The sequence below is a fragment of the Cupriavidus metallidurans CH34 genome, from assembly GCF_000196015.1.
GTDB classification, from domain to species: domain Bacteria; phylum Pseudomonadota; class Gammaproteobacteria; order Burkholderiales; family Burkholderiaceae; genus Cupriavidus; species Cupriavidus metallidurans.
This window is the reverse complement of sequence record NC_007973.1, coordinates 2,338,098-2,354,056: the sequence shown is the minus strand read 5'-3', so window position 1 is coordinate 2,354,056 and position 15,959 is coordinate 2,338,098. Positions and strand designations below refer to the sequence as shown.

Genomic DNA, 15,959 nt, shown 5'->3' with positions numbered 1-15,959 from the left:
TAGTTCGGTGTGCGCAAGCGCGTCGCGCTTGCCGGGTGTCGAGGTGGAGTCCGGAAGAGGGCGATCTGCCGCGCTCGCCAGCATCAAGCGTCATCTGCTGACCGCCTGAGAATCTCGGGTCGAAGGTATTGAAGGCTCAGGACAATGCCATCCCAGTCGACGTCCTTGTCGAGGCTGGCCTCGATGGACGGGATGCTCTCAGCCAGGTTTGTGAGCTGCGAGGACTGGAGCAGTGTCCCCTTTAGGCGATGGAGATGATGTCCGGCCATGACAGGGTCTCGCGCCCGCGCGGCGACATCGAGGGCCGCAAGTTCGAGCAGCGCGTATTCCGCCATGGACTTGGTACGTTCCAAATGGCTGGAATGGCTGGCGTCGAGTGCGTTGAGTGCGTCGGTAGCAGTCGCCCCGATCGCGCCAGTCGCGTGGCAATCCGGAATCCACAGGTGCAATGTTTCCTGCAATCCCTGCAGATTGATCGGTTTGGCTAGAACGCAATCGATGCCCGCATCCAGCGAACGCAATGCCTGTTCCGGCCCGGCTTCGGCCGTCACGGCGATGATTGGTGTGGGTTGCGAATGCGTCGAGTCCTCCCGGGCGCGCATTTGCTTTGCGACTGTGAAGCCGTCGACGTCCGGCAAGTGAAGGTCCAGCAGAATGGCGGCAAACGATCGAGTCGAGAACAGGTCGATGGCCTGGGCGCCGGCTTCCGCAAGCACCGGGTCATACCCAAGCGCGCGCAACTGCTCCATGAGCACCAACTGGTTGGCCGGCGTGTCTTCAACGACCAGAATCTCCCCGGAGACGCTTGCTGCCACCTGTGGCGAGGGGGGCAAGGCGGTTTCGTGTGTGTCGGCAATCGTCGATTCCAGCGAGAACTCGACCGTCGTACCCTGCCCGAGGGTGCTCCAGATCGAGATGCTTCCCCCCATGGCTTCCACGAGCTTCTTGCAGATGGAGAGGCCAAGGCCACTGCTACCCGTTTGGCGTTGACGGGCGTTCCCCACCTGGCTGAAGGGCTGAAACAGCCTTGGTTGATCCTCTGGCGCGATGCCGATGCCCGTGTCGCTTACGCGGATCGCCAGCGTGACGCGTTCCGACGATCGCTCTGACCGGGACAACCGGACGTCGACCGTGACGGTACCCTGCTCGGTGAACTTGATCGCATTTGCCACGAGATTGCCCAGCACCTGGCGTATGCGATTACCGTCCAGGTTGATGGTGTGACCGCCAGACTGGTCGTTCAGCTGGAGCGCAATGCCCTTGCGATCGGCGATGGCTTCGAAGCCATCGAGCACCGAGCGGACGAGGTCGTTCACACGCAGCGCCGAGGGCTTCACGAGGATCTTCCCGGTACTGATGCTTGAATAGTCCAGGACGTTATTGAGTACCGCGAGCAACGAGTCGGCGCTTTCTCGAGCCCGATGAAGAAGTTCTCGTCTTGGCGTGTTGTTGTCTTCCCGATCGAGTAACTCCAGCGCGCCCACGACCGCACTAATGGGCGTCCGTATCTCATGGCTCATGATGGCCAGGAACTCGGATTTCACCTTCTCGCTCTTCAAGGCATTGGCGCGGGCACGCATCGCCTGGTAGACGGAAACGCCCAGTGATATCAGGACGATCAGGAAAAGCACAATCGTGGCGCCGTAGTAGTGCCAGAGTGCCTTGAGCGATGGCTGAAGGTAATCCGCGCCCTCCAGCCAGTTCTGATAGAGCTGGTCGGTTTCCCCGGCGCTGAGCGATGCCAGCGCCTGATTCATCAGGGAGAGCAGCGGCGCGGAATCCTGGCGGACAGCCATGCGCAGCACCAGCGGCAGCTCGGCGATGGTCCCCGCGATATGAAGCGTCTTGTCGTACTGCAGCCGGATGAGCGGATGAAGTACCGCGCTCGGCCCGACAGCGGCGGCAGCCTTGCCGTCACGAACTGCCGCCAATGCCATGCTGTCGCTCGGCTCCGGGAGTAGCCGCGTGCAAGGCAACGGGTGCCCTTCGAACCATTGGTGATAGGCGCCGCCTTCCTTGACCGCTACGGTAATGCAGCCCAAGCTCGATAGATCGAAGTAGTTGTTGTCCCGCGCCTTTGCGACAACCAGTGTCGTGCCGACGTAGTAGGGACGTGTCAGTGCAATCCGTGTTCCGGCGGACTTGGGCAACTGGAAGTCGGGCACGGCGGGCAGCACGTCCACCTCGCCGTCCAGAAGCTTGCGCACGGATTCCGACCATGACTTCGTGGGCACCAGTTGCACCGTCAGGCCAAGCCGATCGGCAATGGCATGGATATAGGCGATGCTGAGCCCGTGAGCGGTTCCTTTCTCGACATATTCGAGCGGTTGCCAGTAGGGGTCCACCGCGATACGCAGGACGTGGTGCTCCTTCAGCCATGCTTCCTCCGTCGCTCCCCAGGAACCTTGCGCCATGGCGCGGGCGTACGGAATGAAGCCGGCCAGGACAGCCAGGATCAGAAGCAGTGCCCGTTTCATGATGCGTGGGGATTCGGTGCCGACATCGATATCTTCGTCCTGGGTTGCGGGCAAGTCGCTGGGCGTAGGTCAGATAAGGTGGCGCACCTTGAACAGTTCGTTGTCGGAGCGGATCCCCAGCTTGCGGAGCGCCGACTGCTTGTGGCCGCTCACCGTCTTCTTGCTGCGCGAGAATTTCGCGGCGATTTCGTTGACCGTCATCCCGTCCAGAAAGCACCTGAGCACCTCGCGTTCCTTTTCGGTCAGCGCGGCGGTGAGGCCCCCCGAGCCCGGCGCGCCTTCCCCCTGTTCCTTGCCGAACACGGAAAGCGAGGCAACCTGGGCTGGGATGTGGCTTGCCCCCCGGAGAATCTTGGCGATAGCCGCCGTAATATCGGCAATCGAGCCGTTCTTGATGCAGTACCCATCGGCCCCCGCCTTCATTGCCAGGGCGATAGTGACGGGGCTGTCGTGGGCGGATAGAACGAGGATCTTGATGCCCGGATACTGTCGCCGGATCATCCGGATAACGCCGATGCCGTCCGCATCCGAAGGCTCTAGCGCATAGTCGATGATCACCAGATCGGGCGCCTTGTTCCTGAGCGCCTGCACGAAATCCCTGCTGCGGGTGAATGTCCCGAGAATTGCGAATGCAGAGTTCTGCTGCAGTACCCGGACGATACCCTGATGAACAATTTCGTGGTCATCCAGGACCATGATCGAAATGGGCATTTTGCGGTTTCCAAGACGTATCGCAGGCGCTGAATTATAAGCCTTGCAGCAATCGCGCCCGAGGCGTCACACGTTATCGGCGTCTTGCCGGAACCACTCCAGAATCTGCTCGTGCTCGCGTTGCTGCTCGCGTGTCGGGACAGGCGCGGGCTCGGATGCGCAGCGGTATCCCGTCCGGATGAATGCGTGGGAATCGCTCACGCAGGCGGACGAACGATACTCGCGGTAGATGTAGTCGCCGTTTTCCTCGACAACATCGTCCGGCAACGCTCTGCTGATCGGGGCGCGGTCAGCCGTGGCGTGGCGCATGAAGTCCGTCCAGATCGGCAGTGCAAGCGTCCCACCCGTGACCGCCCCGAGGCTGCGGAACTGGTCATGGCCTACCCATACGGTGGTCGCCAGCCCCGTCGCGTATCCGGCGAACCATGCGTCCCTGGCATCGTTCGAGGTCCCCGTCTTGCCGGCAGCGTCGGCCTTGTCGATATGGGCCGCCGCGCGACCGGTGCCTTTCCGAACCACATCGCGAAGCAGCGAGTCCATGATGAACGCGTTGCGTGGGGAGATGATCTGTTTGCGCTCGATGTCTCCGGCCGATGTGTAGAGCTCCTGGTCACCGCGCTGCACGATCCGGGCGATCAGGCGCGGCTGCACGAGATAGCCGCCGTTGGAGAAGACGGCGTACGCCTGCGTCAATTGCATCGGCGTCACGCTGCCGGCGCCCAGCGCCAGGGGGAAACTGCCGGGATTCAGGTCTGGCGCGAAGCCGAATCGCAGCGCGAAATCCCGCACGTAATCGATACCGGAAGCCTGCGTCAGCCCCACCGTCACCAGGTTCTTGGAGCGGACAAGCCCCTCGCGTGCCGTGATGAAGCCGTCGTAGCGGCCGCCGTAGTTCTTGGGCCGCCAGGGCCGGGCACCGGTGACGGTCGAGTCCAGTACCCGCTGACTGTCGTCCACCATGGTTCCCGGAAAGTAGCCTTTTTCGAGAGAGGCGGAGTAGACAAAGGGTTTGAAGCAGGAGCCCGGCTGGCGCAACGCCTGCACGGCGTGATCAAACTTGCCGCGATGGAAGTCATAGCCACCCACCCACGCCACGACATCGCCGCTGACGGAATCGATGGAAACCAGCGCGCCCTCCATGTCGGGCGCTTGCCCGATCTCCCATTTGCCACCCAGGCTTGCCATGGTGACAACCGTGCCGCGCGTCAGCGGCGTCGCGGCATACGCGGGTGCTTGCGCACGAAGGGTCGTGCCATCGCGCGTCTTGACCGTCAGGCGGCCGCTGCGATCGGCCGTGGCGGTGACGACGGCCGTGGTGAGGCCGTCCCGATCCGGATAGTCGTCAAGCCCCGATGCTGGCGCATTGCCGTCGATGGCCACCCGTCCCAGCGGGATATAGCGTCGTCTTTGCTGGGCGCGAAGCAGGCCGTCATGCAGGGCATCGTAAGCGGCTGCCTGCGTGGCGGTTTGAATGGTTAGCGTCACGTCCAGGCCATCGCGATAGGCGCGTTCACCGTACTGGTCCACGACCAGTTGGCGTGCGCGCTCCACCGGAAAGGCAAATGCCGGGTCGATGGCATAGCTACGTGGCTTCAGCCGAAGCGGTTCATCCAATGCGGATGCGTACTGTTCGTCGCCCAGATATCCAAGCTCGTGCATGCGCGCGAGGATGTACCGCTGGCGTACGCGGGCACGCTCCGGGTTGACCGTCGGGTTGAATGCGGACGGTGCTTTGGGGAGGCCCGCGAGCAGGGCGGCTTCCGCTGGGGTCAACTGGTCGAGTGACTTGTCGAAATAGATGCTCGCCGCGGCAGCAAATCCGTATGCGCGCTCGCCCAGATAGATCTGGTTCATATAGACCTCAAGCAGCCGTTGCTTGCTGAACTGCTGCTCCAGCTTGAAGGCCAGAAGAACTTCGCGCAGCTTCCGGTCGTAAGTCTTCTCGCTGGACAGGTACAGGCGGCGCGCTACCTGCATGGTGATGGTGCTGGCCCCCTGCGCGTGCCGGCCCGATGCGAAGTTGGCCCATGCAGCGCGGAACAATCCCGAGAAGTCCACGCCACCGTGTTCGTAGAACCGCGCATCTTCGATCGCCAGCAGGCTCTGCTGCACGACGATCGGAATTCTGGAAAGCGGGACGATCTCCCGGCGCTCGTCGCCATACTCGGCCAGGAGGATGCCATCCTGAGAATAAATGCGCAGCGGCCTGTCTGGCTTGAACGCGGCAAGGCTATTGACGTCCGGGAGCGACAGCCATGCCTGATAGACGTGCCAGGCGCCAAAGGCCATTCCCAGCGCGATAAGGAGACCGGCAAGCGCGCCCAGGCAGGTTGCAATCCGGGCCCGTCCGGGAGTGTTGGTGGTTTCCGGCTTTGACTCTGTTGGCATCGCTGAAGGCTGGGCACGCGTGGATCGCCGCGCGCCGGTATATCCTGAGGGTGGCTGTGACCATCAGTCTGTCGGACGGTTTCCGGACTGCATACAAGACTGGTCTGGAATTGGCCCGAACTGAGACTCAACGTGCGATGTTGGCCTCGGCCGGTGGGGCATCTGGAACCACATGCCGCAATTGCATGGCACGCGAGACGATTTGCGCGAAGATTGGCGCTGCGACTTTGCCGCCGAAGTGGCTGCCTTCGCTGGGATCCTCGACGCTGACCACGACGGCGATCTCGGGCGCGGACAGGGGTGCCACGCCGGCAAACGACGCGCGGTAGCGCTTCTTGTCGTATCCACGTCCCGGGACGTGCAGGTAGGCCGTGCCCGTTTTGCCGCCGACGCGGTACTCGTTCACGCGGGCTTGTCGGCCTGACCCTCCGGCACCGGTCACGCGTTCGAGCATGGCCAGCACGGCCTCCGCGGTTGCTGGCGTCAGGACCTGCGTGCCGCGCGTCTCGCTTCCTGCTGGCCGCCGTTCGAGGGTAAGGGGGATAAGCTGGCCGCGATTGCCGATCGCCGCATATGCCTGCGCGATCTGTAGCGCGGAGGCGGTCAGCCCGTATCCATATGCCATGGTCGCCTGGGTAATCGGCGTCATCCCCCGCGCGCTATGCATGCGACCACTACCCAGGCCGGGAAATGGGAAGGAGTCAGCCTTTCGCCCAAAGCCGAGCGCGTGCATGTGCGTCCACAGTTCGTCCGGCGAGAGGCGGGAGACGATTTTCACCATGCCGATGTTGCTCGATTTCTCGATAACGCCCGCGACCGATAGCTGGCCGAAGTTCCGGACGTCTGTGATCTTCGCGCCGGCAAAATCGAATCTGCCGTTCGTCTCGATCAACGTGTCTGGTGCAACGCGCTTCAGTTCCAGCGCACCCGCGACGATCAGCGGCTTGATGATGCTGCCTGGCTCGAAGGCGTCGATCAGCGCCGCAGCGCGACGTTTGCTGCTATCGGCGTGCCAGCTTGCGGCGGCGAGGATCTCGCCGGTCTTGACGTCAGTGACCACGGCAAGGCTGGATCGAGCCTTCACCGTTTCCGATGCCTGCTGCAGTGCCTGGTATGTGGCGGTTTGCAGCCGCTCATCGATCGACAGATGGATATCGCCGCCGTCCTCGGCCTCGGCAATCACCAGCTGGGAGAGGATGTTGCCAAGGCGGTCCTTCTCGACGACGCTCCGCCCGCGCGCGCCTTTCAGCCGGTCATTGAGTGCGAGTTCCAGTCCCTCGATACCGATGCCGTCAAGATTGACCAGCCCGAGAAGGGCGTCGAAGGGCGGGCCGGATGGATAGACACGCTTGAACTCGCGTACCGTTCCCACGCCTGGCAACGCAAGCGTCTTGACCAGTTCCAGCGTTGCCGCGTCGGTCTGGCGCCTGAGGTACACAAAGCCCCGGTCCGATGCCGATGCCGCCTCGATCTCTGTCAGGGGCATACCGAGTGCCTCCGCAAGCCCCGTGTATTTGTCACTGGAGACCATCTGACGGGGGCTTAAGTAGATGGCGCCGGCCGGGAGGCTCTGTGCGAGCGTATGGCCGTTGCGATCAAGAATTCGCCCGCGCGTCGGCGGAACATCGAGCTGTCGCCTGACGCGTAAATCGCCTTGCTGCTGGTAGAACGCGTTGCCAGGTCCGGCGATCCAGATGGCGCGGATAGCGAGCCCCAGGAAGCAGAGCGTGATCAGGAACACAAGAAACCGGGAGCGACCGGGGTGAAAACTCCCGATGGTGTTCGCGAAGCTCTGGGAATGGGCAATGTAGCGCTTGCTGGGCATCGTCAGCCTGTTGGCAAAGTTGCGGCGGTTGCAAGCAATCGGGCGCATTGAACGCCGGACACATACGTGCGGCTCGCGCCCACAAATCAGGATCGAACAGGGTACTGATGCGCGGCCGACCGGCGGGCCGGACTAGTCTGGAATTGATGGCTTTTCCGGCTTGCGGTGGTCGCGCGATGAAACGTGGTCAGAAACGTGGCCGGAAACGAGACCAGTCCGGGCAAAGCGGTGGCGTGGGCGGCTTAGCGTTGCAGCTTCAGGCAAACGCCGAGCCGTATGCGGAAGGGATCTGTGAGTAGAAACAACGTCTATGTCGCCATCTACGTCGTAGCGATGGTGGGGCTGTCAGTCTGGGCGGTATGGCGCGACTTCGCGTCTCATCGACACTATTGGGCGCCTGGTGAGCCGTCGCCGGACAAGCCCGGAAGAATCGTACTGAGCGATCGGGAATCAGTGCTGCTGGAAAGGTACTGTGCGATGCATGGGGATTGTGATCGGCCGGGTGAACGGCGGGGGCGCTAGCGCCGGTTGGCTCTCCTGATTGCCATTAGGCCGGCCCGCGATCGATTCCGCGACGTCAGCGGCGGGGCCTGTGCCATGCCGCTGACGTCGGCCGCAATCAGTTCCGGCCCAGCAGCGAAAGCACCGACTGAGACTGCTGGTTGGCCTGTGCCAGCATGGCCGTGGCGGCCTGGCTGACGATCTGGGCGGCAGTCATCTTCGAGACCTCGGCCGCGTAGTCGGCGTCCTCGATCCGTGAACGCGCTGTATCAAGGTTGGTGGCGGTCGTCTGTTGGGCATTGGTGATCGAATCGAGCCGATTCTGCGCCGCACCCAGCAGGCTGCGCTGGGCGTCGACGGCAGCGAGCGCCCGATCAAGCGTTGCCAGCGGATCGAGCGGCTGCTTAAGACGGATGCCTTCGCCGGCTTCCACCACATTGAGCACCGTCGTGTTGGTGGAGGCGTCGGTCAGCGCGGTGAACGTCAGTGGGTAGAAGATCAGCACGTCTTCGCTGCCGTTGACGGTGCGGATGTACTGCGAACCGTCCTGCGCGGTCACCAGCGTGCCGGTCTTGGCCGACTGCGGGAGGTTGAACACGTAGTTGCCGCTGGCGTCGAGCCCGAGCACGTTGCCATAGGTCACCCCGTTTCGATCGGTGTAGTTGACCGAGACCTTTGCCGGGTCGATGGTCACCGTCGAATCGCCGCTGACCGACGGCAAGTCCGTGAACGACTGGTAGGTGGTGCTCACCGCCCTGGCTGTCATGGTCCGCGTGGTGCCGTCGTCGCTCATCGTGAGCGCTGCATCGTAATAGCGGAAATTGCCGCCGCCCGTATCCACCTCGATCACATAGGTGCCGTTGTTGCGTTGAAGCAGGCGCGAGGCGGATGCGCTGAGGCTGACGCCGCTGGCGTCCTGGAACGCGACGGTGTCGGCAGCGGGATCCACGGGCGGCGTTTGCGTGACGGTTGCCGGCAGCGTGGAGAAGTCCGCCGCGGTCAGCGGCGACGTCATGTCGGCGGCCTTTGCGGTGACCGTTCCCGAGGTGCCGAAACCTAGGCTGGCCTGATAGTAGTTGCCGGCCTTCAGGATGAAATAGCGGCCATCGTCGGCCTGGACCAGTGAAGCGCCGGCGATCGGCGCATTCGTGTTGTCAAGCAGGCTCGGCACGCCGATGGCGCGCGATGCCACCGCCGCCGGGCTTTGGAACACTGGCGGGCCTGACGGAGAGAGCGCGACGTCGCTGAGTCCCGTTACCGTATCGGTCGTCGGCCGGTACCCCACTTGCTGATAGGTTGGCTTGCCGGCGCCGTCCACGTCCTGCACATAGATGGTGCCGCTGACGTCCCGCACGAGGTTGGGGCTCGTGCTGCCCGCCGGCCAGTGGACGGTGGTGGTCGGGCTGTCGATCATGACGTTGGTACTGCGGCCCTGGAGCACGCTAAGGCCGCTGACGGTGCCGGGCAGCCCGGCGATCGTGAAGTCCTTCAGGCCCAGGGCGTTGACGCCAAAGCCGGAACCACCGAGGTTCACGGACAGCTTGTCCGAATCGTTCGCGCCGACCTGCAGGTTGACCATGCCAGCGCTGCCGTCCAGCAGCCGCAAGCCGTTGAACGTGGACTGCTGCGTGAGGCGGTCGATTTCCTTCAGGTTCGCATTGATTTCGGCCTGGACCGCATCCGTATCCGTGAGCGAAAGTGTGCCGTTAAGGCCTTGAACGCTCAGGTCGCGGATGCGCTGCAGGCGTGCGCTCAGGGAGTCAAGGGCACCGCTGGCGGTCTCCAGCATGGATTGGCCGTCGCCCGCATTCCGTCGTGCCTGGTTCAGCCCACTGACTTGCACCCGCATTCGGCTGGCAATGGCCAGGCCCGCTGCGTCGTCCCGCGCGGAGTTGATCCGCAGCCCGGAAGACAGGCGTCGAATGGTGTCGCCCACTGCGTTGCCCGCTTTCCCCGCTTGCAGGGATGCGCTGAGCGCCAGGACATTGCTGGCGATGGTAAGGGCCATGACTCGTGCTGGTTATTGTTATGACATTTAGCACGGTTATCGACACATTTGACGTTTGGCTTGAATGTAGCGTTCCCACACCAAAGCGGGGGATGCGAGCCGCCGGCTCGAGCTGGAGCCGGCGTGGCGAACCGCGCGGTTACTTCTGGTATCCGTGCGGCGTGACGATATTGAAGGCCGGGTCGAACGTGTCGAGCATGGCGAACAGGCCCGCCACGGCCTGCGGGTTGCCATCGATGCGGATCGCGCCCGACTGCATGGCCTGCGGCAGGGTGAGCTGCTTCAGGCTGATCTTGTCGAGCGTGGCCTTGGTCAGCGTGACCGTGGCGGTCGGCTGCGCGTGCTGGGCATCGGCCACGTAGGTCAGCGCGCTGTTGCGCAGCGTCATCGCGTAGCGCTGGTTCAGGTCCGTGAACTGCCAGTTCAGCGTCATGGCCTTGCCGGCGGCCTTGTCCGCGTTCAGGCGCACGGCCAGATAGTCGAAGAAGTTCGGCACCGTCAGCGCGCGCACGAGATCGGCCGAGCCGAGCGAGCTGCCCTGCAGCTTGGGCACGCCATCGCGAAGTTCCTGAGCGCCGGTCAGGTAGATGTTGCGCCACGTGGCGTTCTCGCTCTGGTAGCCAAGCTGTTCCAGCGCATCGGCCTGCAGCGCGCGCGCCGCGGCGTTCGATGGATCGGCGAAGACCAGGTCATTGCCGATCTGCGCCACCCAGCGGTAGTCGCCATGTGCATAGGCCTCGCGGGCCTTGGCCAGCACGGCATCGGCGCCGCCCATCCATTCGATGGTCTTCCTGGCCGTTTGCTCGGGCGGCAGCGGGTTCAGGTGCGCCGGGTTGCCATCGTAGAAGCCCAGGTAGCGCTGGTAGACCGCGCGTACGTTATGGCTGACCGATCCGTAGTAGTCCCGTGCATACCACTTGCTGGCCAGTGGCTCGGGCAGCGTTTTGAGCGTGTCGGCGATCTCGAGCGGGGTCAGGCCCTGGTTCAGCAGCCGCAGGGTCTGGTCGTTCAGGTAGGCGTACATGTCGCGCTGGTCGGACAGCATCTCGACGATGCGTGCGTGGCCCCAGGTGGGCCAGTGATGCTGGCCGATCAGCACATCGGTCCGATCGCCGTAGCGCAATAGCGATTGGCTCAGGAAGTAAGACCATGCCTTGGCGTCGCGCACCTGCGCGCCGCGCAGCGTCAGCAGGTTGTGCTGGGTGCGCACCGCGTTTTCGGCGATGCAAAGCGTGCGGAACTGCGGCAGATAGATGTTCATCTCCGCCGGCGCCTCGGTGCCCGGGGTGAGCTGGAATTCGAAGTCGATGCCGTCGATCCGGCGCGTCTCGATCGGCTTGGTGATCGACGACGTGGGCGCCAGCAGCGTGATGGTGCCGCGCGCAGTGGCTTTGCCCAGGCCGGTATCGACCTGGCCCGTGGCGTTCTTCGGCAGGTTGGTGCCGTACATGTACTGCGCCCGTCGGCCCATCGCGCCGCCTGCCAGCACATTTTCGCTGACGGCTTCGTCCATGAAGCCATTCGGCGCCAGGATCTCGACCTTGCCGGATTTCACGTCGTCCTCGCTGACGATGCCACGTACCCCGCCGAAATGATCGGCGTGGCTGTGCGTATAGATCACGGCCAGCACGGGTTTGCGCGGACGGTGCGCGTAATAAAGGTCGAGCGCGGCCCGGGCGGTTTCCGCCGTGAGCAAGGTATCGATGATGATCAGGCCGGTGTCGCCTTCGACGATGTTCATGTTTGCCAGGTCGGCGCCGCGCACCTGATAGACGCGGTCAGCCACCTTGAACAGGCCAGCTTCGTTATTCAGTTGCGCCAGTCGCCAGAGGCTCGGGTTAACGGTGGGCGGGGCGTCCGCCGCCGATTCGAAGGCATACGCGCCGAAGTCCCACGCTGTCTTGCCGTCGGCGCTCTTGATCGTCGGCTCGGGGAAGCGCGCCACGAGCCCGCGCTTGGCATCTTCGAAGTCGGCACGGTCGGCGAACGGCAGCTTGCGCAGCCATGCGGCGTTCGATTGCTCGGTCAGCGGAGTAGCGGGATTCGGGCCGGCGAGTGCGACGGACATCGTCAGCGCGGCGGAAGCAAGGGCGGTCAAGCGGGCAATGCGCATGGGTAGGCTCTACAGGGCTGAGTCGGGAAAAGAGTCATTGGATGCGGTGCGGACCTATAATTCAAGTGCAAATTTCGTATCGCAGCAATGCAATCTACGCATATATGAATCTCAAACGGCTTGAACATCTGGTCGCGGTGGCGGAGGAGGGCTCCCTGGCAGCGGCGGCGCGGCGGGTCCATCTGAGTCAGCCGGCGTTGACGCGAAGCATCCAGACACTGGAAGAGGAAGCCGGCGCGGTGCTGTTCGATCGCGGCACACGCGGCGTGACGCTGACCGCTGTCGGGCGCATGGTCACCGAGCGCGCCCGGCGCATCCTGTTCGAGACGCACTGCCTGACCCGCGACCTGACGCTGGTGCGGCAGCACGAGATCGGCAGCGTCCAGATCGGACTCGGCGCCTTTCCGGCAGCGATGCTGCTGCCGGAGGTGCTTTGCCTGCTGCACCGGGAGTGGCCCGGGCTGCAGATTGCGACCGAGGTTAGTGATCCTCGCGCGCTGCTTGACGCGTTGCGCGCCGAGCGGTTGGATTTCGTCGTGATCGAGCAGAGCACAGTGCCGACCCTGGCCGAGCTGGAAGTGCAGCGGCTGCCGGAGGAGTCGGCTGGCCTGTTCGTGCGGCAGGGGCATCCGCTGGCGAGGCGGCCCGTGTTGCTGCCGGCGCTAAGGGAGGCAGCGCTGGTATCGGTGGTGTTCCCGCCCGAAACGCACGAGCGGCTGCGCAAGGTGTTGCGCTGCAAGCCGGGGGAGGCACTGCCGTTTCAGGTGGAAAGCAACGATTTCCGGGCCTTGACCTATCTCGCCAAACATACCGATGCGGTGTTGCTGGCGCCAGCGCGTGCCGTCCGCGATGAGACGGCGGCGGGGAGTCTGGTGCCGCTCGACGTTCCGGGTCTGCCCGCCATGACGATGCAGTTCGCGGTCGTGCGGCTTGCGCAGCGGACGCTCTCGCCGGCCGCCGGGCGGGCCGTGGCGGCGATCGAGGCGGTGGCCTGAAGAAACAAAAAGGCGCCCCGTGTTGGGGCGCCTGGATCGCAGGGGCGGTGCGAAGCCGGGATCAGTCCTCGACGGCCGTGCCCACGATGTTGTAGCCGCCGTCGACATACGTGATCTCGCCGGTCACGCCGCTGGCCAGATCCGACAGCAGGAAGGCCGCGACGTTGCCGACTTCTTCGATCGTCACGTTGCGACGGATCGGTGCCACGTCTTCGAAATGCTTGAGCAGGCGGCTGAAGTCCTTGATGCCCGAGGCGGCCAGGGTCTTGATCGGACCGGCCGAAATGCCGTTGGCACGCATCCCGCGCGGGCCGACCGCCGACGCCAGGTAGCGCACGCTGGCTTCGAGCGAAGCCTTGGCCAGGCCCATCGTGTTGTAGTTCGGTACCACACGCTCGGCGCCCAGGTAGGTCAGCGTCAGCAGCGATGCCTTGTCATTGAGCAGCGGCATCGCGGCCTTGGCCAGTGCCGGGAAGCTGTAGGCCGAGATATCGTGTGCGATCCGGAAGCCTTCACGCGACAGCCCGTCCAGGAAGTTGCCGGCGATGGCTTCGCGCGGCGCGAAGCCGATCGAGTGCACCAGACCGTCGAATTTTTCCCAGCGCTGCCCCAGTGCGGCAAACGTGGCGTCGATCTGTTCATCGCTACCTACGTCGCACTCATAGATCATGTCGGAGCCGAATTCCTTGGCGAAGTCCGTGATGCGGTCCTTGAATCGTTCGCCGACATAAGTGAACGCCAGTTCCGCGCCTTCACGCTTGCACGCTGCTGCAATGCCGTAGGCGATCGAACGGTTCGAAAGCAAACCGGTAATCAGGATCCGCTTACCTGCCAGAAATCCCATAGATTCTCCAAATATGTGTGGGGCGGGCGTATTTTATGCGATGGCCCATGGCCGATGCACAATAAGCAAACTTTCCCGCTTTTGTTGCACCGCGTAGAGGGAATGTCCGGATGGCTGTTGGCCACCCGAACGCATGTAAAATTGTCGCACAACTTCGCCCGGCCACAAGCCGCCGGGCTGTCCTGGGCATTGTGGAGGTCTGCAACCGGATGCTGATTCGTGCACGTTGGCCGCTTCGGGCGGCAGGGCAGTGCTTCTGTCGACGCGCGGTAGTGCAAGGGTGGGCGGCGCTGTCGATCGTGCTGGCTTCGGGTTTTCCCTTATCTGCTTTCGCAGCCCACGGCTTTGCGCTCCACGGCGACCTCAAGTATCCGCCGGACTTCAAGCATTTCGACTACGTCAATGCCGATGCCCCGCAGGGGGGCACGCTGACCCTGGCCAACCCGGACCGCCGCACCAGTTTCGACAAGTTCAACCCGTTCACTCTGAAGGGCACGTCCGCGCCGGGGCTCAACGCCCTGATGTTCGAGTCGCTGCTGATCAGCAGCGCCGACGAGACCGCCAGCTCCTATGGCCTGCTGGCCGACGATGTCACGGTGGCGCCGGACGAGTTGTCGGTGACGTTCCAAATTCGCCGCGAGGCACGCTTTGTCAACGGCGACCCCGTGCTGGCGTCGGACGTCAAGTATTCGTACGACATGCTGATGAGCAAGTTCGCGAGCCCGGGCTATCGCAGCATGTGCACCGATGTGAAAGCCGTGGTGGTGACCGGCGAACGCACGGTGCGATTTGACTTCAAGCAACGCAATCCCGAACTGCCGCTGATTGTCGGCTCGCTCCCGGTGTTCTCGAAGAAGTGGACCGAGAAGGTATCGTTCGACAAGCTGACCTTCGAGGAGCCGATCACCAGCGGACCGTACAAGATCGAACGCTACGACGCCGGGCGTGGCATCGTGTTCGCGCGCGACCCGAAATACTGGGGCAAGGATCTGGCGGTACGCCGCGGCACGTTCAATTTCGGCCGGGTGGTCTACCGTCTCTACAAGGACGAAACGGCCAAACTCGAGGCATTCAAGGCCGGCGAGTTCGATGCGATCGTCGAATATCGGTCAAAAAACTGGGCCAAGAGCTACGTCGGCACGCGTTTCAAGGAAGGGGAGCTGATCAAGACCGAGTTCCCGCACCGCAATGGCGCCGGGATGCAGGGCTTCGTGATGAACATGCGCAAGCCGATGTTCCAGGATGTGCGGGTGCGCCAGGCGCTGATCCTCGCGCTAGATTTCGAGTGGCTGAACCGGCAACTGTTCTACGGGGCCTACAAGCGGCTTGACAGCTGGTTCTCGAACAGCGAACTGGCCGCCAGCACCACCTTCGATGGCAAGCCGGGGCCGGGTGAACTGGCGTTGCTGGAGCCGCTGCGCGCCGAGTTGCCGGCCGGAGTGTTCGGCGCGGATGTCGTGCAGCCCACGACGAACCCGCCGCGCTCCCTGCGCGACAACCTGCGCGATGCGCGCCGGTTGCTGGCGCAGGCGGGGTGGACCTATTCAGATGGTGCGCTGCGCAATGCCAAGGGCGAGCCGATGGTGTTCGAATTCCTGGATGACGGCGGCGCCATGAGTCGGGTTATCACGGCGTACATCCGTAACCTGGAGAAGCTCGGCATCGAGGTGAACCAGCGCACCACGGACTTCGCGCTGTACCAGAAGCGGCTCGAGGATTTCGATTTCGACATGGTGTCGATCCGTTTCCCGGATTCCCAGAGCCCCGGCAACGAACTGCGCGACCGCTTCACGGCTGAAGCGGCGGGCACGCCCGGTTCCGACAACCTGTTCGGCCTGAAATCGCCGGCGGTCGACAAGCTTGTCGACACGTTGCTGCACGCCCGATCGCGCGATGAACTGATTACCGCCGGCCGCGCGCTCGACCGTGTGCTGATGCATGGCTACTACATCGTGCCAAACTGGTACAGTGCGTTCCATCGTGTGGCATATCGCAAGGAGATGGCGTACCCGACGCGTCTGCCGTACTTCTACACGGCGGAAGGCTGGATCCTCTCCAACTGGTGGCGCAATGACCTGGTGCCAAAGACCCAGTAAT

Annotated in this window: 9 protein-coding genes; 2 read left to right on the top strand and 7 right to left on the bottom strand. The window is 63.5% G+C overall.

The window, feature by feature from the left end; genetic code table 11:
• Nucleotides 1–83: 83 nt before the first annotated feature.
• The 6 genes from RMET_RS10815 to RMET_RS10790 all read right to left on the bottom strand — a co-directional run bounded on the left by RMET_RS10815 (nucleotide 84) and on the right by RMET_RS10790 (nucleotide 12,023).
• Nucleotides 84–2,531 carry an ATP-binding protein gene (locus RMET_RS10815; RefSeq protein ID WP_011516860.1) on the bottom strand — a complete coding sequence of 816 codons (2,448 nt, stop codon included), beginning with the start codon at nucleotides 2,529–2,531 and terminating at the stop codon, nucleotides 84–86.
• Between the two features lie 15 nt (nucleotides 2,532–2,546).
• Nucleotides 2,547–3,188, bottom strand: coding sequence for a response regulator transcription factor (locus tag RMET_RS10810; protein WP_011516859.1), 642 nt, complete (start codon nucleotides 3,186–3,188; stop codon nucleotides 2,547–2,549).
• A 66-nt stretch (nucleotides 3,189–3,254) separates the two neighbouring features.
• Nucleotides 3,255–5,576, bottom strand: a complete 2,322-nt coding sequence (locus RMET_RS10805; protein ID WP_011516858.1) for a penicillin-binding protein 1A — start codon at nucleotides 5,574–5,576, stop codon at nucleotides 3,255–3,257.
• A 127-nt stretch (nucleotides 5,577–5,703) separates the two neighbouring features.
• Nucleotides 5,704–7,449, bottom strand: coding sequence for a peptidoglycan D,D-transpeptidase FtsI family protein (locus RMET_RS10800; protein ID WP_011516857.1), 1,746 nt, complete (start codon nucleotides 7,447–7,449; stop codon nucleotides 5,704–5,706).
• 571 nt (nucleotides 7,450–8,020) lie between these two features.
• On the bottom strand, nucleotides 8,021–9,910 hold the full coding sequence (locus RMET_RS10795) for a flagellin N-terminal helical domain-containing protein (protein WP_011516856.1): 1,890 nt from the start codon (nucleotides 9,908–9,910) through the stop codon (nucleotides 8,021–8,023).
• A gap of 139 nt (nucleotides 9,911–10,049) precedes the next feature.
• Nucleotides 10,050–12,023, bottom strand: coding sequence for an alkyl/aryl-sulfatase (locus tag RMET_RS10790; RefSeq protein ID WP_011516855.1), 1,974 nt, complete (start codon nucleotides 12,021–12,023; stop codon nucleotides 10,050–10,052).
• A 104-nt stretch (nucleotides 12,024–12,127) separates the two neighbouring features.
• Between RMET_RS10790 and RMET_RS10785 the strand changes: the two genes are divergently transcribed.
• Nucleotides 12,128–13,018, top strand: a complete 891-nt coding sequence (locus RMET_RS10785) for a LysR family transcriptional regulator (protein WP_029310045.1) — start codon at nucleotides 12,128–12,130, stop codon at nucleotides 13,016–13,018.
• A 61-nt stretch (nucleotides 13,019–13,079) separates the two neighbouring features.
• Here the strand turns inward: RMET_RS10785 and fabI are convergent, their stop codons facing one another.
• Nucleotides 13,080–13,862: an enoyl-ACP reductase FabI gene (gene fabI / locus RMET_RS10780; protein ID WP_008641690.1), complete on the bottom strand. Its 783-nt coding sequence runs from the start codon at nucleotides 13,860–13,862 to the stop codon at nucleotides 13,080–13,082.
• A gap of 209 nt (nucleotides 13,863–14,071) precedes the next feature.
• Between fabI and RMET_RS10775 the strand changes: the two genes are divergently transcribed.
• A complete protein-coding gene (locus RMET_RS10775; RefSeq protein WP_029310044.1) occupies nucleotides 14,072–15,958 on the top strand; it encodes an extracellular solute-binding protein in 1,887 nt (628 codons plus the stop codon).
• Nucleotide 15,959 lies beyond the last annotated feature (1 nt).

Coding starts and splice junctions, on each gene's coding strand:
- RMET_RS10810 (WP_011516859.1), bottom strand. CDS start 3,188: ATGCCCATTTCGATCATGGTCCTGGATGACCACGAAATTGTTCATCAG.
- RMET_RS10805 (WP_011516858.1), bottom strand. CDS start 5,576: ATGCCAACAGAGTCAAAGCCGGAAACCACCAACACTCCCGGACGGGCC.
- RMET_RS10800 (WP_011516857.1), bottom strand. CDS start 7,449: ATGCGCCCGATTGCTTGCAACCGCCGCAACTTTGCCAACAGGCTGACG.
- RMET_RS10795 (WP_011516856.1), bottom strand. CDS start 9,910: ATGGCCCTTACCATCGCCAGCAATGTCCTGGCGCTCAGCGCATCCCTG.
- RMET_RS10790 (WP_011516855.1), bottom strand. CDS start 12,023: ATGCGCATTGCCCGCTTGACCGCCCTTGCTTCCGCCGCGCTGACGATG.
- RMET_RS10785 (WP_029310045.1), top strand. CDS start 12,128: ATGAATCTCAAACGGCTTGAACATCTGGTCGCGGTGGCGGAGGAGGGC.
- fabI (WP_008641690.1), bottom strand. CDS start 13,862: ATGGGATTTCTGGCAGGTAAGCGGATCCTGATTACCGGTTTGCTTTCG.
- RMET_RS10775 (WP_029310044.1), top strand. CDS start 14,072: ATGCTGATTCGTGCACGTTGGCCGCTTCGGGCGGCAGGGCAGTGCTTC.